The organism is Okeania sp. SIO2B3, assembly GCF_010672525.1.
Taxonomy (GTDB): Bacteria; Cyanobacteriota; Cyanobacteriia; order Cyanobacteriales; family Microcoleaceae; genus Okeania.
The window spans coordinates 19,177-35,600 of record NZ_JAAHGH010000028.1 but is presented as its reverse complement, the minus strand read 5'-3'; the positions used below and the strand labels follow the sequence as shown (position 1 = coordinate 35,600).

Sequence of the window (16,424 nt, the reverse complement as noted above, 5' to 3'; positions counted from 1 at the left end):
GTAGGAGACAGGAGACAAGGAGACAACCTACCCGCGAGCCCCTCCCAGGAGGGGAGGGGAAGACAGGATACAGGATAAATGGAAATTATAGAGGAGATAGTCGTAAAAATTGTAAGAGTGATTTTTCTGCCATAATCATCCCAAAATACTAGCATGCATGAGCTTTTTAGACCGAAAACAGGCGCACTTTTTTAGACCAAAAAAGGCTGAAGCCAATATCTGTCAGTGCTTTGATATTTAATCAGCAAACCCTAATTAACAACAGGACTTACGCAAAGACACTGTGTATAGAGTCCAGTAACTATTGGACAATAGTTATGAGTACTATATATAGCGTATCTGCGTAAGTCCTAAACAAAATAACTGGCGTGCTAATTATCAAAAAAATTATTCTTTCTTTTCATAATATTCTTCCTTATTGCTTCTTCCTTCTTCCTTCTTCATAGAGACATTCGACCAAACGCCTCTACTATCAAAAATATAGCGCTGTGCGCAGGCAACAGGCAACAGGCAACAGGCAACAGGCAACCCACCCCTAACCCCTCCCAGGAGGGGAATAAAAAAACAGATAATATAAGACTTTTAGCTATTTTGCCCCTCCTGTAATTTGTAAATATACCAGCGCTCATTGCTATATCAAGCTTACCTAAAACTATACAGATGCCATCATAGGTTCCAACTTTGCTATCAACTTCAAAGCAAATTCTTCTTCAAACGCCTCCTTCTTATAGTCTAAATTCCATAACTCCAAAGCACAGTCATCTTCAGGGTGAGCTGGTTGTAACCACATATAAAATTCCTGTTTATTTTGATTTAACTGACATTTGACATTAGCGATCGCTCCCTTTTGTCGTCGGTCTAAAGCGATCGCCAACCTCAACAAGGCACTCAACTGAGATACCATCTGTTGATATTTTTTGGGTAAATTTTGATAATTTTCGTGCTTTTTCTTCGGTAAACTTTTGCGGTGATAGCGAGCCAAATTAGCAATTACTTCAATCTCAATTTCGCTATAACCCAATAATTCTCCATTCCTAATTAAATAATAAGAATGTTTATGGTGGGATGCATGACTCACATATAAACCACAGTTATGCAAAATTCCGGCTGCCCATAATAACTCTCGTTCATCATTCCCCCACTCATGTAGCACTCCTTGAGTTTGGTCAAATAAATGTAACGCCCAAGAAGCAACCCGCTCGCTACATTCCAAATTTACTTGGTATTTTTGAGCAATTTTTAGAGTATTACGCTGACGAATGGAACTTTGGAAACGGAGGCGGTCGTATATCAAACTATGATTCAACATCCAGTCAACTATTACTCCCTCCCGCAAACTACGTTCGCAAACAGTTATTGACTCCATTCCCAATAAACTCATTGCCTCTTGTAATACTAAAGCACCTGCCAAAATAATTTCCGATCGCCTTTGTGACATTCCCGGTATATCTTCCCGATCGGAAACTGACATTTTTTTCAACTTATTAACTAACCCTTCCAACTCAGCTAAACTAAACTGATAACCTGCTAGGGAAGTCGGTGCATTCCCGAATTTTTCATAAGCATGAATAGTCGCCAATGCTTCAATGGTGCCAGAAGTACCCACTAACTTTGGTCTTTCACCTTTCTGGATATTAGCTAATAACTCCTCTGTCGGACGTTCCAATAAACCCCTAATGTAAGCTCGCAGATAGGCAAATTCTATTTTGCTAATGGGGTCAGTAGTGACAAATTCTTTGGTCAAACGTACTGCACCTACCTTTGTACTGCTTAAAGTCCGCGCTGCATTACCGTCACCTAATATTAACTCTGTGGAACCCCCACCAATATCAATAATGACATGGGGTTTGTTGTTAAATTCCATTGCGGAAAGCACTCCTAGATAAATTCGGCGCGCTTCTTCTTGACCAGAAATTAAGTTAACATACAGGTCTAACTCATCAGCAATTTTATTCAGAAATGTTGTGCCATTGGGTGCTTCTCGTACAGCACTGGTAGCGACAGTAATAATTTGCTCGGCATTGGCACTTTTAGCAATTTTTTGGAAGCGGTCTAAGGTAGCGATCGCTCTATCCATGACTTCTGCTTTCAAATTACCATTTGTTTCACAGTCTCCCAGTCTTACTGTTTCTTTGTCTCGGTCAATAATTGTAAAAGCAGGTAAAGTGGGGTCTATTTTCACTACTACTAAATGTAGAGAGTTAGTACCCATATCTATTGCTGCCAATATCTGTTCTCGGTTGTCCGAGATCGAGGGTATTTTTACTAAAGGAACAGATGTAACCATATTTTATAAATGTGTTTAAATTTACAAGTTGCCTAAATTTTAGATTAAAAAATATCATCTGTGTCATTATGATTGAAAATCAGTAATCTGGCCTTTAACCCTTGACAAAATACCATTATTTAAGGTAATGAAAGAATAAACTTCAGTATTTCAAACTTCTGGCTAAAACTAGAGGTATTATTAATGTTTGCGTAGCATTTGCGTAGGAAAGTTCCTCCGATGGAGGCTAACTAATAACAATAACTGATAATTGATAACTGATAACTGAAATGACCCAATCTTATCAACCTCCTCAATCAGAATCAACTTTGATCAAAGTAATCAAGCTTCTGAGATGGGATAAACCTGCCGGACGCTTCATTTTAATGATTCCTGCCCTATGGGCTATATTTTTGGCTACTCATGCAATGCCACCCTTACCATTAGTTGGAGTAATTATTGTCGGGACTCTGGCCACCAGTGCAGCAGGTTGTGTAATTAACGATTTGTGGGACCGGGATATTGACCCAGAAGTGGAGAGAACTCGCGATCGCCCCCTGGCGTCCCGTGCTTTGACTATTCAAACGGGTATTGTCATTGCCATTATTGCTTTTGCCTGTGCTGGAGTTATAGCACTTTATCTCAACCGACTCAGTTTTTGGCTATCCGTAGCAGCAATTCCGGTGATTATTTGTTATCCCCTGGCCAAGCGATTTTTTCCAGTACCTCAGTTAGTATTATCTATTGCTTGGGGTTTTGCCGTATTAATTAGTTGGAGTGCTGCAGTAGCTGAGTTGGACACTGCTACCTGGATATTGTGGGGCGCTACTATTGTTTGGACTTTGGGTTTTGATACGGTTTATGCAATGAGCGATCGGGAAGATGACCGACTTTTAGGGGTTAATTCGAGCGCTCTATTTTTTGGTGAATATGCAGCTAATGCTGTAGCTATATTTTTCTTTTTGACTGCCGTTTTATTGGGAGTATTAGGAATAGAAATGGAGCTACATTTTGGCTTTTGGATAGCTCTTGGTATTGCTACAGTTTTCTGGTTTATTCAATATGGAAAATTACGGCAAGAAGAAGTTTTAAAACCCTACGGTCAGATATTTAGACAAAATGTTTGGATTGGTTTTATATTATTGGCTGGTATGATTACGGGGTTAATATTTTAAGTGAAGAAGGAAGAGGGAAGAAGGAAGAAGGAAGTTAAGATTTTACATTATTAGGACTTACGCAGATACGCTATATATAGTGATAAAAACTATTGGACAATAGTTATAGACCCTATACATAGTGCCTTTGCGTAAGTCCTGATTATTATAAAAATATGATAATTACTTATTGCTATAAAATTAAGAATAACTAGAGGATTTAGTTTAATTTTAGATGACTCAGGCCACAGAAATAGTGGCAATTTTACATCGGGAATAGAAAAGTGAACAGAAAAGTGAACAGAAAATAGAAAAGTGAACAGAAAAGTGAACAGAAAAATGAGCAATCTAAATCTTGTGAGAAGTGTAATATTGTTATATCAATTAGATACTGGTTAATTTATGAGCTTTCTTTCTCTGAATAAAAAATGTAATAAATTTGCTCTAGTTACTGCTACTCTTGTGACTTTGAGCTTGACAAGCATTGAATCTGCCAAATCAGTTACTCTTACATCTGCCGAGAAAAATCTTGAGATGCTAGCCTCAACTGCTCTTGGAAGTCATGCTATGCTCACTCAAGCACTTGGTATCTCCAAAGATAAATTAACTTTTTCAGGAGATTTTAATGAAGTTGGATGGTCTCTCAATATGACTGGTGACTACTTAGATATGTCTGTTAATATTGACTTCACCGGAACATTTAACAATATTAACGATATAGGAACATATAGTTCTATAGGAACTATAGGCTCTTCTAATTGGGAATCTTCAGGATCTTATAATTTTAGCGAAACTGTAGATTCAAGAACCGCCATGGAAAGTGATTTAGAAGCTAGCATTGTCACTAATTCAATTTTAAGTATTTTTGATTTTCATCAAGATGTAGAATATTTTCCTAATAATGGAACGATAGATAGTTTAGGCTTCTATACTCTTACTTTTTTTGGCGAACCAATTTTGAAGTTTCAAAATTTGGATTATCAAGATACAATGGTGCGACCACCAGCAGGTTCGCCTTTGCAATGTTCTCTAACTATGGAACTTAGCCAACTATCTTTTCTAACATTGAATAGCAATAATAATAATTGCGATCCAGGAACTATTGAAGGTTATGTTGTTGCTACAACACCCGAATCCACCTCAACATTATCTCTTCTGTTCCTTGGTACACTCGGCGCAGCTTCAACCCTAAAACGTCAACTGAAACCTTCAAAATCTATAAAGAAAGGGATAGAAAAACCCTGCTAAAAATCATTAAAATACACCAATACACCTCCATTAATTGGAGGAATTTCTATTGATTCATCCTCAATAATTAACTGACATAACCGTTAACTAGGGTATTTATAGAGAAGTTGTTTAAGTCCCACTAAAACTTTATCAGTTATATCAAACCTGAAATTACTGTATCATCAAAGTTTTGAGCTGATAAAATCTTAATTTTTGACTTTTGACTTTTGACTTTTGACTTTTGACTTTCGATTAGTACCTAATTCTTGGATCGATATAAGCATTTAAAATATCAATAAAAATACTAACTACCACAACAATTCCGGCAAAAAATACAACAATTCCCTGTACTGTAGGATAATCTCGCGAACTAATTGCCTCATATAATCTATTCGCTAAACCAGGCCAAGAAAAAGTTACTTCGGTTAATATTGCTCCTCCTAATAAAGCAGCAAAAGTTAATCCTAAAATTGTAATTACTGGAATCATGGCATTTTTGAAAGCATGAGCAAATAATATTCTTAATTCAGGAATACCTCTAGCTCTAGCAGCTTCTACATAATCAGATTTTAATGTTTGTTTGAGATTAATTCTGACTATTCTTTCAAAAATACCACTCAGCAAAATTCCTAATGTTAAACTCGGCAAAGCTAAATAATATATAGAGGTGAAAAAATGATTTATATTACCACTAAAAATACTATCAATTGTGTATAAACCTGTAATAGTTGGAGGCGGGTTTTCAGTAATAGGAAAACGAGTACCTAAAGGAAACCATTTTAACTGTACTGCAAAAATTAATTGTAAAATCATCCCAGCCCAGAAAGGTGGAACTGCATAAGTAATAATTCCAAATAAACGCCCACCAATATCTAACTTGGTATCAGGGTGAGAAGCAGCAATAGAACCAACAGTAATACCAACAATTAGAGCGATCGCCATACTAAATACTGCTAATTCTACAGTGGCAGGAAAATAATTTTGAATAATTTGCCAGACTGACTCCCCGCGAGTGGTCATTGATGTACCAAGGTCAAAACTGAGTAATTTTCCTAGATAATTAAGATACTGTTCTAGTAGTGAGCCATCTAAACCAAGTTCTACTCGCAGAGCTTCTTTCGTTGCAGTTGATACTTTTGGTCCAAGAATAGCATCTACGGGGTCTCCCGGTGTTGCTCTTAATAACAAGAAAACTAATGTGCTAATCGTCCATAACATAAGTGGGGCTAATAGCAAACGTATTAATATATAAGAATATAGGGCTTTAGAGCGAGACATTTGTTAAAGAAGGAAGAAGGAAGAAGGAAGAAGGAAGAAGGAAGAAGGAAGAAAAAAATGGATGGGAACTCAAACCCCAAGCAGAAGAAGGAAGAAGGAAGAAGGAAGAAAAAATGGATGGGAACTCAAACCCCAAGCAGAAGAAGGAAGAAGGAAGAAGGAAGAAGGAAGAAAAAATGGATGGGAACTCAAACCCCAACCAATTCAACACCATGTAGAGGGTGAGGTATAAACCCAAGATAAAAAAATAATTTCTACTCTTATTCTTCCTGACTCCTGAATTATTTTAACCCTTCTTCTTCCTTCCTAAAAATAACATCAGCAACTCGACAAACTTCAGACATTTCTTTCACATCGTGAACTCGTAAAATATCTACAGATTCAGCGATCGCTGCCACACAACCAGCAGCAGTTCCCCAAACTCTTTGTTTAGCATCAGGTTGATTTAAAATTTTACCAATAAAACTTTTACGAGATAACCCTACTAAAATCGGACAATTTAAACTTCTAAATTTTGATAAATTGCGGATAATTTCTAAATTTTGTTCGTAGTTTTTGGCAAAACCAATACCAGGGTCAATAATAATTTTATTCCGTTCAATTCCTGCGGTTATAGCCGCCTCTATTCGACTCTCTAAAAATTGATATATTTCCCCAATTAAATCTTGATAATCTGTCAATTTTTGCATTGTTTTTGGCGTACCCCGAATATGCATTAATACAATGGGTACTTTAAGAGCAGCCACCACGGAAAACATATCTGAGTCATAAGTCCCCCCAGAAATATCATTAATTAAATTAGCACCAACCTCCACAGCTTTTTGTGCAACTACTGCCCTAGTTGTATCAACAGAAATTGGAATTTCAGCACAAATATTTTGCTGATTTCTTAATAACTTGATTATTGGTAAAACCCGATTAATTTCCTCATCCAGAGAGACAACTTCAGCCCCAGGTCGAGTAGATTGACCGCCAATATCAATCATATCGGCACCAGATTCTACCATTTTTTTTGCTTGTCTTAAAGATGTTTCTAATGTATTAAAATCACCACCATCACTAAAACTATCTGGCGTTACATTCAAAATACCCATAATATAGGTACGTTTTCCCCAAGCAAAATTTTGATAGTAATTGTGCATTTCAATTATTCTTATTCAAGAAGACAGAAGGGAGAAGGAAAAATTTCTTATAGATAGTCAACGACCGGACACTTCCTGTCTTATCACCCCAAGCAATTTTCACCACTCTCATTTACCTAAAAATTGTGATTGAAAGCCTCATCTTTTAAGGGGATAAAAGCGGTCAAGGGATGGCGAGTTTTCCTCACCATATCCAATCGACCAACAGAAGAGAAATTTTCATGATTAGTCAATCCTATCCGTTTTAAAGGAGGGTTCATTAATGGATAATGGATAATGGATAATTGATAATTACCTCTGGTTAAAACCGTTACGGAATTGAAGATAAGGAAATATTATTTCTTCTCTTGGTTGATTGGATATGGCGAGGGGACCTCGCCATCCCTCAACCGCTTTTTTTTCCTTAAAAAGGGAGGCTTTAAACCAGAATAATTTAATTATTAATTATTCATTATTGAAGGTGGGCTATTAAACCAGCAAAATAAAAGATTAATGCAGTAAGAGTTAGATAATTTATGAGAATTTATTTTAGGATAATTTAAGCAAAAGGGAAGAAAAAAATTTCAACTATAACTGTTAGTAGAGCAAAAACTAGGTCGAATAATTAAACCAAATCTATAGATGATAGTAAGGCTTGATTCTCCATAATTATTGCCACCAATTTATAGTTATGTTATAGTGCAAATTGTTTAGGAAATTAGTAAATTTATATTTCTATTTTGCTGCAACATACTCTTTTTTCCTCCCTTTTTTAGTTTCTCAAAGAAGTCTAATTAATCATCAACAATCCTGAAATTATTGATAGTTAATCAGACGAGAAAAACTATCTGGCATTAAACTTGCTCCCCCAACTAAAGCACCATCAATTTCTGGTTGAGCCATAATTTCATCAACATTATTAGGTTTAACAGACCCACCATATTGAATAGTGACATTAGAATTAGTTAACTTACTACGAATTAAACCAATAACACGGTTAGCTTCTGTAGCTTCACAAGTATCGCCAGTACCAATTGCCCAGATAGGTTCATAGGCAATTACTAGATTTTCCTGATCCACATCAATTAAATCTGTGGCCAACTGAGAAAAGATATGTGATTCTGTTTCATGAGCAGCTCTTTGCTCCTTAGATTCTCCCACACAGAGAATAGGGGTTAAACCATTCCTCTGAGCAGCTTTTAAGCGCAAATTAACTGTTTCATCAGTTTCACCAAAATATTGACGACGCTCACTGTGGCCAACAATTACATAACTAACTCCAATTTCCTTCAGCATTGGGCCAGAAATTTCTCCTGTATATGCTCCCTCCTCTTCCCAATGAACATTTTGGGCACCCAACTTGATGCGACTCCCATGCAAATTTTTTGTCATAAAATCTAGTGCAGTAAAGGGAGTGCAAAGAACTACTTCACGTTTTTCAGGGATTTCTGTGAGTTGAGACATTAAACCCTGGAGAAACTCTTTAGCTTCTGCCTGGGTTTTGTACATTTTCCAGTTCCCAGCAATTATAATTTTTCTCACTGTTGATTTTGTAGACCTCAAACTTGACTATCTGCAACACTCCAGTCTAAGGCTTTATGAGTCCTTTTTCTAGACTTCAAAGAATAATTGTTTTCCTCATCACAACTGTGTTGATAGGGATAGTGTTATCAAACAGCATTGGGTCGCGCCACCCCGCCGGGAAATGGCACAAAATAGGGAATGTTTTTTAGTTTAATCTGAGCTTCTGGCGTCCATTGTAATTCGTTATTAAAATTAGAATCATTCATTTTAAATCTTGCAACAAAGGAATTATTAATTATTCATTATTAATTATTCATTGTTATTCTACTGGCCAAATTCTAACCGAGCTTGCTCAACTATTTCTGCTGTGACGACTTCTTGCTCTGCTTCTCTGGCCAAATCTTCAATTCGCTTTCTGGCCTGAGTTCGCACAAAATAGGGAATATTTTTTAATTTAATTTGAGCTTCTGGTGTCCATTGTAATTCGTGATTAAAATTAGAATCAGTCATATTAAATCTTGCAGCATAGGTTTATCTGCTAGGGATTAAAATCTCTAGCTAATTAAGGAAAGTCCTCTTAATTAGGACTAATATAGCAATTCCCAAGAAGTGTGAAGTACAAAATTCGTTTGTTGGGCGGGAGTAGGGGCTTGTAACGGCGGCCGTTAGCTTCGCATAACTATTGTTAACGCTCGTAGGAAGTTGCATGCAACCTTCCTACAGAGCAGTAATTCTGGAAACAGGGAATAGCGGTGCGACCCCGCGTCGGTGACAGACGCACCTGGTAGTGCACTCCTGTGAGAAAATAAGAAAAATAACTGTACTTCGGTAAGTTGAGAAATGCTATATTACTTTATTAGTTTTATTAGTGATGTTGGTGATTTGAGGTATGATGTCTTGTCCGGATAAGAGCGCAAACAAAAAACTTTCTCCCTCTACTACTCTTTCTTCTTCTTTCTTTCCTTCTGACTGCTGAGGACTGAGGACTGACTCCTAAATAATTAAGATTAATATCATACCCTAATTTACCAACGCCTTATTAGTCCATTTTAAATTAACTTTGTATTATCAGAAATCCTACACTCACTATCAGGAAAATTTTCCCGAAAATTTTCGGGAACAGGAAATATAAAATTTACAGCACTTTTTAAGATGGTGAGGTACAGCGCTACGCGCAATTCAAAACTCAAAATTCAAAAATAATCCCTGAGCGAGCTTGAGCATTTATATCAGACTTGATCTAGAGAAATTGCGACCTAAGTACAGAATAATTTGAGCATGAGAATGCGATCGCACACCATAGGTTAATTGATTTTCCATGTTACTATAGTGATACAAAACGTAAGAATAATGTATAAATATGATGACAAAACTACATATTTATGAAGCAAAACAAGCCTCAAGATTTCGAGAACTACAAAATTCTTTACGCGATCGCTGGGAAAGTATAGATTTATGTGACCATGGTGACTCCGATATTTTGATTATTCCTTCTGTCACACTCGACCAACGGGAGTTGCAAAAGATAGAGGGCAATCACAATTATGAAGAACGATATCTATTTTCTTTGATTCGTCTGCGTAACCCCAGAACTAGACTAATTTACATTACTTCCGAACCTCTGCATCCGAGCATCATTGACTATTACTTACAACTATTACCAGGAATCCCATTTTCTCACGCTCGCGAGCGACTACTCCTATTTGCCACCTATGATACTTCTGCAAGACCTCTAACAGAAAAAATTTTAGAACGTCCCCGTCTCATTGAGCGTATTCGTCTAGCATTGCGCCGGGATAAGTCCTACATGGTTTGTTATAACTCCACTTCACTTGAGCGAGAGCTATCCCTGCAGTTAGGTATTCCTCTGTTAGCATCAGACCCAGATTTGAATTGTTGGGGGACTAAAAGTGGCAGCAGGCAGATATTTACTGAATGTAATATATCTCATCCTGATGGGAGTGAGTTAGTTTGGAATGTTGATGATTTGGCATTAGTAACAGCGCAGTTATGGGAGCGTCAACCTCACCTACAACGAATTGTGATTAAGTTGAATGAGGGATTTTCAGGCGAAGGTAATGCGTTGTTGGACTTACAACCATTGCACACAGAAGTGAACAGTGACAAAGTGACAGCAATACGCGAGAGTTTTGGCACACTGCGCTTTCAGTCTGGTGATGAAACTTGGGAAAATTTTAGTCAGCGCATTTTTGAGTTAGGAGTGATGGCAGAAGCTTTTATAGAAGGAGATGTGAAGCGATCGCCAAGCGTACAAGGTCTGATTAATCCCAAAGGAAAAGTTGAAATTATTTCTACCCATGACCAAATTTTAGGCGGACCTGATGGACAAATTTTTCTTGGTTGTCGTTTTCCTGCTGATGAAGCTTACCGATTACAGTTACAAGAATTAGGTATGAAAGTGGGAAAAAATTTAGCGGAAAAAGGTGCTTTAGATAGATTTGGTGTGGATTTTATTGCTGTATATCGAGGTGAAAATGCTACCCCAAAATGGGATTTATCTGCCATTGAAATTAACTTGCGTCGTGGTGGTACAACTCATCCATTTATGACATTAAAATTATTAACAAATGGACATTACGATCGTACTACTGCTTTATTTTATAGTCAGCAGGGACGGGCAAAATTTTACAAAGCTACTGATAATTTACAAAAAAGTTCTTATCGGGGTTTATTACCTAATGATTTGATGGATATTATTGCCTTTAATCAATTACATTTTGATAGTTGTACTGAGACAGGAACTGTATTTCACATGATGGGTTGTTTATCACAATTTGGCAAATTAGGTTTAACAAGTATTGGTAACTCTCCTGAACAAGCGGAGGAAATTTATCAAAAAGTTGTTAAGAACCTAGATATTTCTTGTCAAACTTCCAGTAAGTTTGGTGTTCAGCATTTCGGGTTTAGTTCTTTCTAGAGAAAATTTATGGGTGGTGGTGCATTTTCATTGGTTGTGCATTGTCATTATTTTTGTTACGAGGCAAGGGAGTGGGAGCATCTTGCTCCCGTACCTGGTATTCCTTTTTTCTGTATACCATTACGCGAGCAAGACTACCAATTTATGCTAAATGAGCGATCGCTTGACAACAAATAGCGTTCTCTTCTAAGCTCATGTCCCAGTTGAATACTTATAATATCATGTACTGCACCCACCCCTCTTGCTCCCCTCCCGGGAGGGGATGGGGGTGGGTTACGCTCCCCTCCGCATCAATTTACAGTTTCCGCAATTCACAGCTCCTCCGCAGGAGGCGTGCTCCTCGGCAACAAAGCCGTATTATCACATATCTATATCAATCAAAAACGATCTAAAAGTCCCCCGCTTATGGGCGAGGCGCATACCCCCATACCCCAATTTTTCGGTAAATTGAGCTTAGTATCAAACTACTACTTTCCCATATCCCGCTTCATTTTTTCTAATTCTTCATCTGTTTCCAAACTTTTAAACTGTGCTTCTAAAGGGTCTAATGAATTAGCAAAATTATAGGAATTGGTTTGATTCCAGCCATCGGTTTCCCAGCGTCTTTCATTCCTAGCAACATAACGGTTTGCTTCAGCTTGAACAGCTTTTGCTCGTACTTCCTCCCGACGTTGTTTAATTTGACGATAGAGTTCTTTAGCTTGTTGGATGCGCTGCTTACATCCTTGCATCTGTCCCCACTGTTGGTTACCTTGGCGTAAAAAAAATGCTTCCCTTTCTTGAGCCGCCTGAGCTAGATCGGGTCTATTAGCTGTTCGTGCTTTTTCTACTCGGTTATGCCAACGCTTTACTTCTTGTGCTGTTGAAAGAATATCTTGCTCTAATTTTTTTTCTTGGCGCTGGAGTTGCGCTATCAGACGCAAGGTGTCTTCTTCTTGTTTGCGTAGTTGCTCTTCGAGTGCTTGGAGTTCTAGATGAGGATTATTCCGCAGAAACTCTTCAAGCCTATTTTCTAGAAATTCGCTGAAATCGTCAAATAAACCCATAGTTATTTCAGTTATCAGTTATCAGTTAGCCTCCTATCGGAGGAACTTTCCTATCGGAATGCTGCGCAAACGTTAACAGTTATCAGTACATCTCTCTGCCTATTTGCGCAGCATGACCTAGGAAAGTCAGAGGCTTGAGACCTGATTTTTTGGTCAAGATGATATAAAATTAGGAGGATTAGGCAGTGGAAAATTAGACATCTCCACCAAAAGAGAGGAGTAGGGACGTTGCATGCAACGTCCGTACAGAGTAGGGGGAAAGAATTGATAATTTCTGTACGATAGTTGATTTGATTTTTTATTACCACCAGATGTCTATTTAACTTGATAGCTTATATAGCAAAGAATGGGTTGATTAGGACTTATGGCGATCGGAAACCGTAATACAGGGAAATATTTTTCCCACACATGAGCTGTTGCCTGTTGCCTGTTGCCTGTTCCCTTAAACTAAAACTGTTGCCCTACAAAAACAGAACGAACTTCACCATTACGGCGAATCACAGCTTCTTGGTTTGCCACATTAACAAGAGTCCAACCACTACCACCAATATTTTCCCCTACATATATCCGACGAGCTACACCCTCTACTTCAAATAAAGCAGCGGAACGTTCCCCTAACTCCAAAATACCCACCAAGGTATTAATAGGAATCTGAACTTGACTTTCTGTCACTGTGCTGGTTGCAGGTATTTCTGCTGGCGGTGGAGGTAATTGTACTGGTTGTGTTGGCGCTTGTGATTCTTCTGATTTTGCTTCTGTTTCAGATTGAGTTTCTGCTTCTGCTGTAGTTTCTGGTTGGGACTGGGATGATGCTTCCGGTTGGCTTGTTGCTTCCGGTTTTGTTGCTACTTCTTCTGTTGGTTGAGCTTTCTCCTCTACTTTTGCCGTTTCTGTTTTTGCGGTTTCTGCTTTTGCCGTTTCTGGTTGAGCTTTCTCCTCTACTTTTGCCGTTTCTGGTTTAGCAGTTTTTGTTGCTTCCGACCTTTCTGTAACGTTTTCAGCAGCCTCTGCGGAGGCAGAAGCATTAGATGCAGATGCTGCTGATGGCTTTGGGGAAGATTCGGCAGATTTTGGTGCTGCTGCTACTGCTGAAGGTACAACAGTTGGCACTGGAGGAATTACCACTACTTTAGTTTCTGGAATAGTAATAGGTTCTTTTGCTACTTGTGCCTCCATGAGATCGACCAGTCGGTTGAGCGGTAATAGTAAGCTAGTGTTTGTAGGTTGGTTTGCAGGTACTGGTACTGTTGGTAAGTTGTTGCTTGGTGGGGCGGGTGGTATACCAGGAATTTGTTGTTGTTGTTTGCGAGTTGCTTCTTTTTGTTCAATCATCTGGAGCGATCGCTCTATATATTCAGCAAATTCTTGATCTGCTACTGCTCTAGGACTTAATGTTTCTGATGATTCATTTGGCTTTTCTACATAACCTAAATAACCCAAAATTTTATTGAGACCTCCTCTATTTACTAACCACAAAGAAAGGGTAACTAATATAGAGGCAAAAGCTGCTCCTAAAAGTAGTTTATCTAATGATTGACTTTGTTTTTTTTCAGCTTCTACTTTGGCTAATTTTGCCTTTTCTTCTTTGTCTATTTCTTGAGGTTGAGTCTTCTTTTGAGGCAGAACAATTTCAGGAACCTTAATCTGTGTTAAAGATACAACTTCTGGTTTAGTTACTTGAGTAGGCAAACGAGTACCACCATCTAATACTCGGTCAATATCGCGGAACATATCTTCCATCAAATTTTCAGCAAGATTATCTACCGAAAGAGGCTCTTGAAATCTTGTTTTTTCTGAACTTTCTTTAGTTTTTTGGTAGTTCGTGGTCATATTCTTTTTTTACTCCCTATCCTCAATAATTTTTGATTTAAGAGTTTGTTTAATTTTAATTCGGATATTTTAGTTTACCAAGATTATCTAGTAACTGTGTCTCAGATGAGATTAATTATAGACATTTTAACTATAGTTTATAAGTTGTTCAGCATTTAAGCTATATATCTTAATTTTGGAAAGGGGAACAGGGAATACCGGAGCTGGCAAGGAGGAATTATAGAATCTACAATGAGTTTTAGATTACTACATAAATCTAATATCATTATTTTGAGTTTTTGTCAATAACTATTTAACTTTTGGGCCAATTTTCAGATTTATTTGTAGCAGTCTTGGCTGTTTAGAAGTTTGGTACAGCAATCTTTTAAAAATACTAAGATAGATATTGAGAAAATAAGAGATAAAAAAATGAACTTTTCTAAGTGGTCACTGACCATAATCGTTGCGGTTACTTTAATTACTGTAGTAATCTTAGTTGTGTGGGTATTTTTCGGTCGTAAAAAAATAAATTATGCCTTATATTTTGATGGAATTGATGACTATATTGAAGTTACAAATACTAATGTAATTAATCAGATTGGTAGTGGAGATTTTACATTTTTAGCACGGGTTTTTGCGCTAGAAAGTGAACAAGTACGTCATCCTCAAATTATGTCTAATCGCACAACCAACGGTGCAGGATTTCTGTTTGGATTTCATGGTCGTTGGAGAGGAAGTGAGAATAAGATACCTTATGTTCAACTTGATAATATTAATTGGATTGAGTATCCTAATCAACCTAACTTGTTAAATGGTCAATGGCATCACTTTGTTGCTCGTAAACAGGGGGATACACTAACATATTTTGCAGATGGAAAACTCGTGGCATCTTTGACAACTTCTAGAATTGGAAACTATAATCTTGCCTCCGAGCAACCCCTCTTAATTGGTTGGGATAAAGTCAATTCATCTCAGACACATTTTAAAGGTAAAATTGATGAATTAAGTATTTGGAATCGGGCATTAACTGATGCTGAAATACAGTCTAAAATGCTTGACTCTCTTCGGGGTAATGAACTAGGACTTATTAGTTATTGGCCTTTTAATGAAGGGTCTGGTAATCTTGTTAAGGATAAATCAGGTAATGGTAATCATGGAACTATTTTTGGAGCTGTTTGGACAACTAAATAGGTTTCTGAAACTAGATATACTTAAGAAGCGTATTACATCATTTTAGATGAAACAGTCTACTACTAAACTCTAACTAAACTTAAGTTATAATTTAGGGAAAATAATAGTAATTAAATTAGGATAGTATAGATTATGGCAACACTAGAAGAGGCTCTTATAATAGTTAACCAACTTTCCATTGAACAAAGAGAAATGTTATTAGAAATTGTTAAAAATCAAATGATTGAAGCTAGTCGAGAGGAAATAGCTCAAGAAGCAAAAGAAGCGATCGCCTCTTTTCATAGAGGATAGTTACAATCTCAGTCTATAGAAAATATTCTCACTGAGTTACAAGCAACTTTAACATTCCAGTAGGATATGTTAGCGTAGCGTAACGCACCGCATTTTCCATAACTTTTTCACAAATAGACATAAAACATGGTTAATAAAATTACCGATCTAAAATTACTGTATGAAGAAGATTATTTTCTGTGGTTAGAAGAAACAATCAAACTACTAAATAATCGTCAATTAGAAAACCTAGATTATGAGAACTTAATTGAGGAGTTAGAAGCATTGGGTAGAAGTGAAAAAAGTGCTGTTGAAAGTTTTGTGACTTTAATTATTCAACATCTCCTCCTTTATCAATATTGGGAGGAAGAAAGAGCTAATAACTCTAGGCATTGGCGTGGAGAAATTTTTGCTTTTCGGACTCAGTTAGAATACAAACTCACAACAAATTTACGAAATCATTTAGCTGAACGACTTGACTATCTTTATAGTAAAGCTAGAAAAAGCGCTCAAATTAAATCAGAACTTCAATTACCAGAAATTAACCCTTATTCTCTAGAACAGATATTGGATGAAGATTGGCTACCAGAGTAGTTA

The 16,424-nt window shown here is 37.2% G+C and carries 15 protein-coding genes; 8 read left to right on the top strand and 7 right to left on the bottom strand.

Annotated elements, in window-relative coordinates:
- Nucleotides 1-652: 652 nt before the first annotated feature.
- Nucleotides 653-2,287 (bottom strand): Ppx/GppA phosphatase family protein, encoded by a 1,635-nt coding sequence (locus F6K15_RS19415; protein WP_293063360.1) that lies wholly within the window; start codon nucleotides 2,285-2,287, stop codon nucleotides 653-655.
- A 269-nt stretch (nucleotides 2,288-2,556) separates the two neighbouring features.
- Here F6K15_RS19415 and F6K15_RS19410 point away from each other — a divergent pair, with 269 nt between their 5' ends.
- The gene (locus F6K15_RS19410) at nucleotides 2,557-3,441 is read left to right on the top strand and encodes a 4-hydroxybenzoate solanesyltransferase (RefSeq protein ID WP_293063358.1); all 885 of its coding nucleotides are present in this window, start codon (nucleotides 2,557-2,559) and stop codon (nucleotides 3,439-3,441) included.
- A 381-nt stretch (nucleotides 3,442-3,822) separates the two neighbouring features.
- Nucleotides 3,823-4,668 carry a hypothetical protein gene (locus F6K15_RS19405; RefSeq protein WP_293063356.1) on the top strand — a complete coding sequence of 282 codons (846 nt, stop codon included), beginning with the start codon at nucleotides 3,823-3,825 and terminating at the stop codon, nucleotides 4,666-4,668.
- A 234-nt stretch (nucleotides 4,669-4,902) separates the two neighbouring features.
- Here the strand turns inward: F6K15_RS19405 and F6K15_RS19400 are convergent, their stop codons facing one another.
- The gene (locus F6K15_RS19400; protein WP_293063354.1) at nucleotides 4,903-5,928 is read right to left on the bottom strand and encodes an ABC transporter permease; all 1,026 of its coding nucleotides are present in this window, start codon (nucleotides 5,926-5,928) and stop codon (nucleotides 4,903-4,905) included.
- Between F6K15_RS19400 and F6K15_RS19395 the strand changes: the two genes are divergently transcribed.
- Nucleotides 5,929-6,153, top strand: a complete 225-nt coding sequence (locus F6K15_RS19395) for a hypothetical protein (RefSeq protein WP_293063353.1) — start codon at nucleotides 5,929-5,931, stop codon at nucleotides 6,151-6,153.
- 56 nt (nucleotides 6,154-6,209) lie between these two features.
- Here the strand turns inward: F6K15_RS19395 and folP are convergent, their stop codons facing one another.
- The 3 genes from folP to F6K15_RS19380 all read right to left on the bottom strand — a co-directional run bounded on the left by folP (nucleotide 6,210) and on the right by F6K15_RS19380 (nucleotide 9,083).
- Entirely contained in the window at nucleotides 6,210-7,070 is an 861-nt protein-coding gene (gene folP, locus F6K15_RS19390; protein ID WP_293063352.1) for a dihydropteroate synthase, read from the bottom strand.
- A gap of 795 nt (nucleotides 7,071-7,865) precedes the next feature.
- A complete protein-coding gene (gene tpiA, locus F6K15_RS19385) occupies nucleotides 7,866-8,591 on the bottom strand; it encodes a triose-phosphate isomerase (RefSeq protein WP_293063351.1) in 726 nt (241 codons plus the stop codon).
- A gap of 306 nt (nucleotides 8,592-8,897) precedes the next feature.
- Nucleotides 8,898-9,083, bottom strand: coding sequence for a PCP reductase family protein (locus F6K15_RS19380; protein WP_293063350.1), 186 nt, complete (start codon nucleotides 9,081-9,083; stop codon nucleotides 8,898-8,900).
- An 853-nt stretch (nucleotides 9,084-9,936) separates the two neighbouring features.
- Here F6K15_RS19380 and F6K15_RS19375 point away from each other — a divergent pair.
- Entirely contained in the window at nucleotides 9,937-11,511 is a 1,575-nt protein-coding gene (locus F6K15_RS19375; RefSeq protein WP_293063423.1) for a peptide ligase PGM1-related protein, read from the top strand.
- A gap of 9 nt (nucleotides 11,512-11,520) precedes the next feature.
- Nucleotides 11,521-11,688 (top strand): hypothetical protein, encoded by a 168-nt coding sequence (locus F6K15_RS19370; RefSeq protein WP_293063349.1) that lies wholly within the window; start codon nucleotides 11,521-11,523, stop codon nucleotides 11,686-11,688.
- A 290-nt stretch (nucleotides 11,689-11,978) separates the two neighbouring features.
- Here the strand turns inward: F6K15_RS19370 and F6K15_RS19365 are convergent, their stop codons facing one another.
- Together F6K15_RS19365 and F6K15_RS19360 are read right to left on the bottom strand one after the other, a co-directional pair.
- Nucleotides 11,979-12,557: a TIGR04376 family protein gene (locus tag F6K15_RS19365; protein WP_293063348.1), complete on the bottom strand. Its 579-nt coding sequence runs from the start codon at nucleotides 12,555-12,557 to the stop codon at nucleotides 11,979-11,981.
- 447 nt (nucleotides 12,558-13,004) lie between these two features.
- Nucleotides 13,005-14,387 (bottom strand): hypothetical protein, encoded by a 1,383-nt coding sequence (locus F6K15_RS19360; RefSeq protein WP_293063347.1) that lies wholly within the window; start codon nucleotides 14,385-14,387, stop codon nucleotides 13,005-13,007.
- A gap of 408 nt (nucleotides 14,388-14,795) precedes the next feature.
- Between F6K15_RS19360 and F6K15_RS19355 the strand changes: the two genes are divergently transcribed.
- The 3 genes from F6K15_RS19355 (at nucleotide 14,796) to F6K15_RS19345 (ending at nucleotide 16,421) form a co-directional block, all read left to right on the top strand.
- Entirely contained in the window at nucleotides 14,796-15,557 is a 762-nt protein-coding gene (locus F6K15_RS19355; RefSeq protein ID WP_293063346.1) for a LamG domain-containing protein, read from the top strand.
- Nucleotides 15,558-15,689: 132 nt separating this feature from the next.
- Entirely contained in the window at nucleotides 15,690-15,848 is a 159-nt protein-coding gene (locus F6K15_RS19350; RefSeq protein WP_293063345.1) for a hypothetical protein, read from the top strand.
- Nucleotides 15,849-15,974: 126 nt separating this feature from the next.
- Nucleotides 15,975-16,421 (top strand): DUF29 domain-containing protein, encoded by a 447-nt coding sequence (locus F6K15_RS19345; protein ID WP_293063344.1) that lies wholly within the window; start codon nucleotides 15,975-15,977, stop codon nucleotides 16,419-16,421.
- Nucleotides 16,422-16,424: the final 3 nt, after the last annotated feature.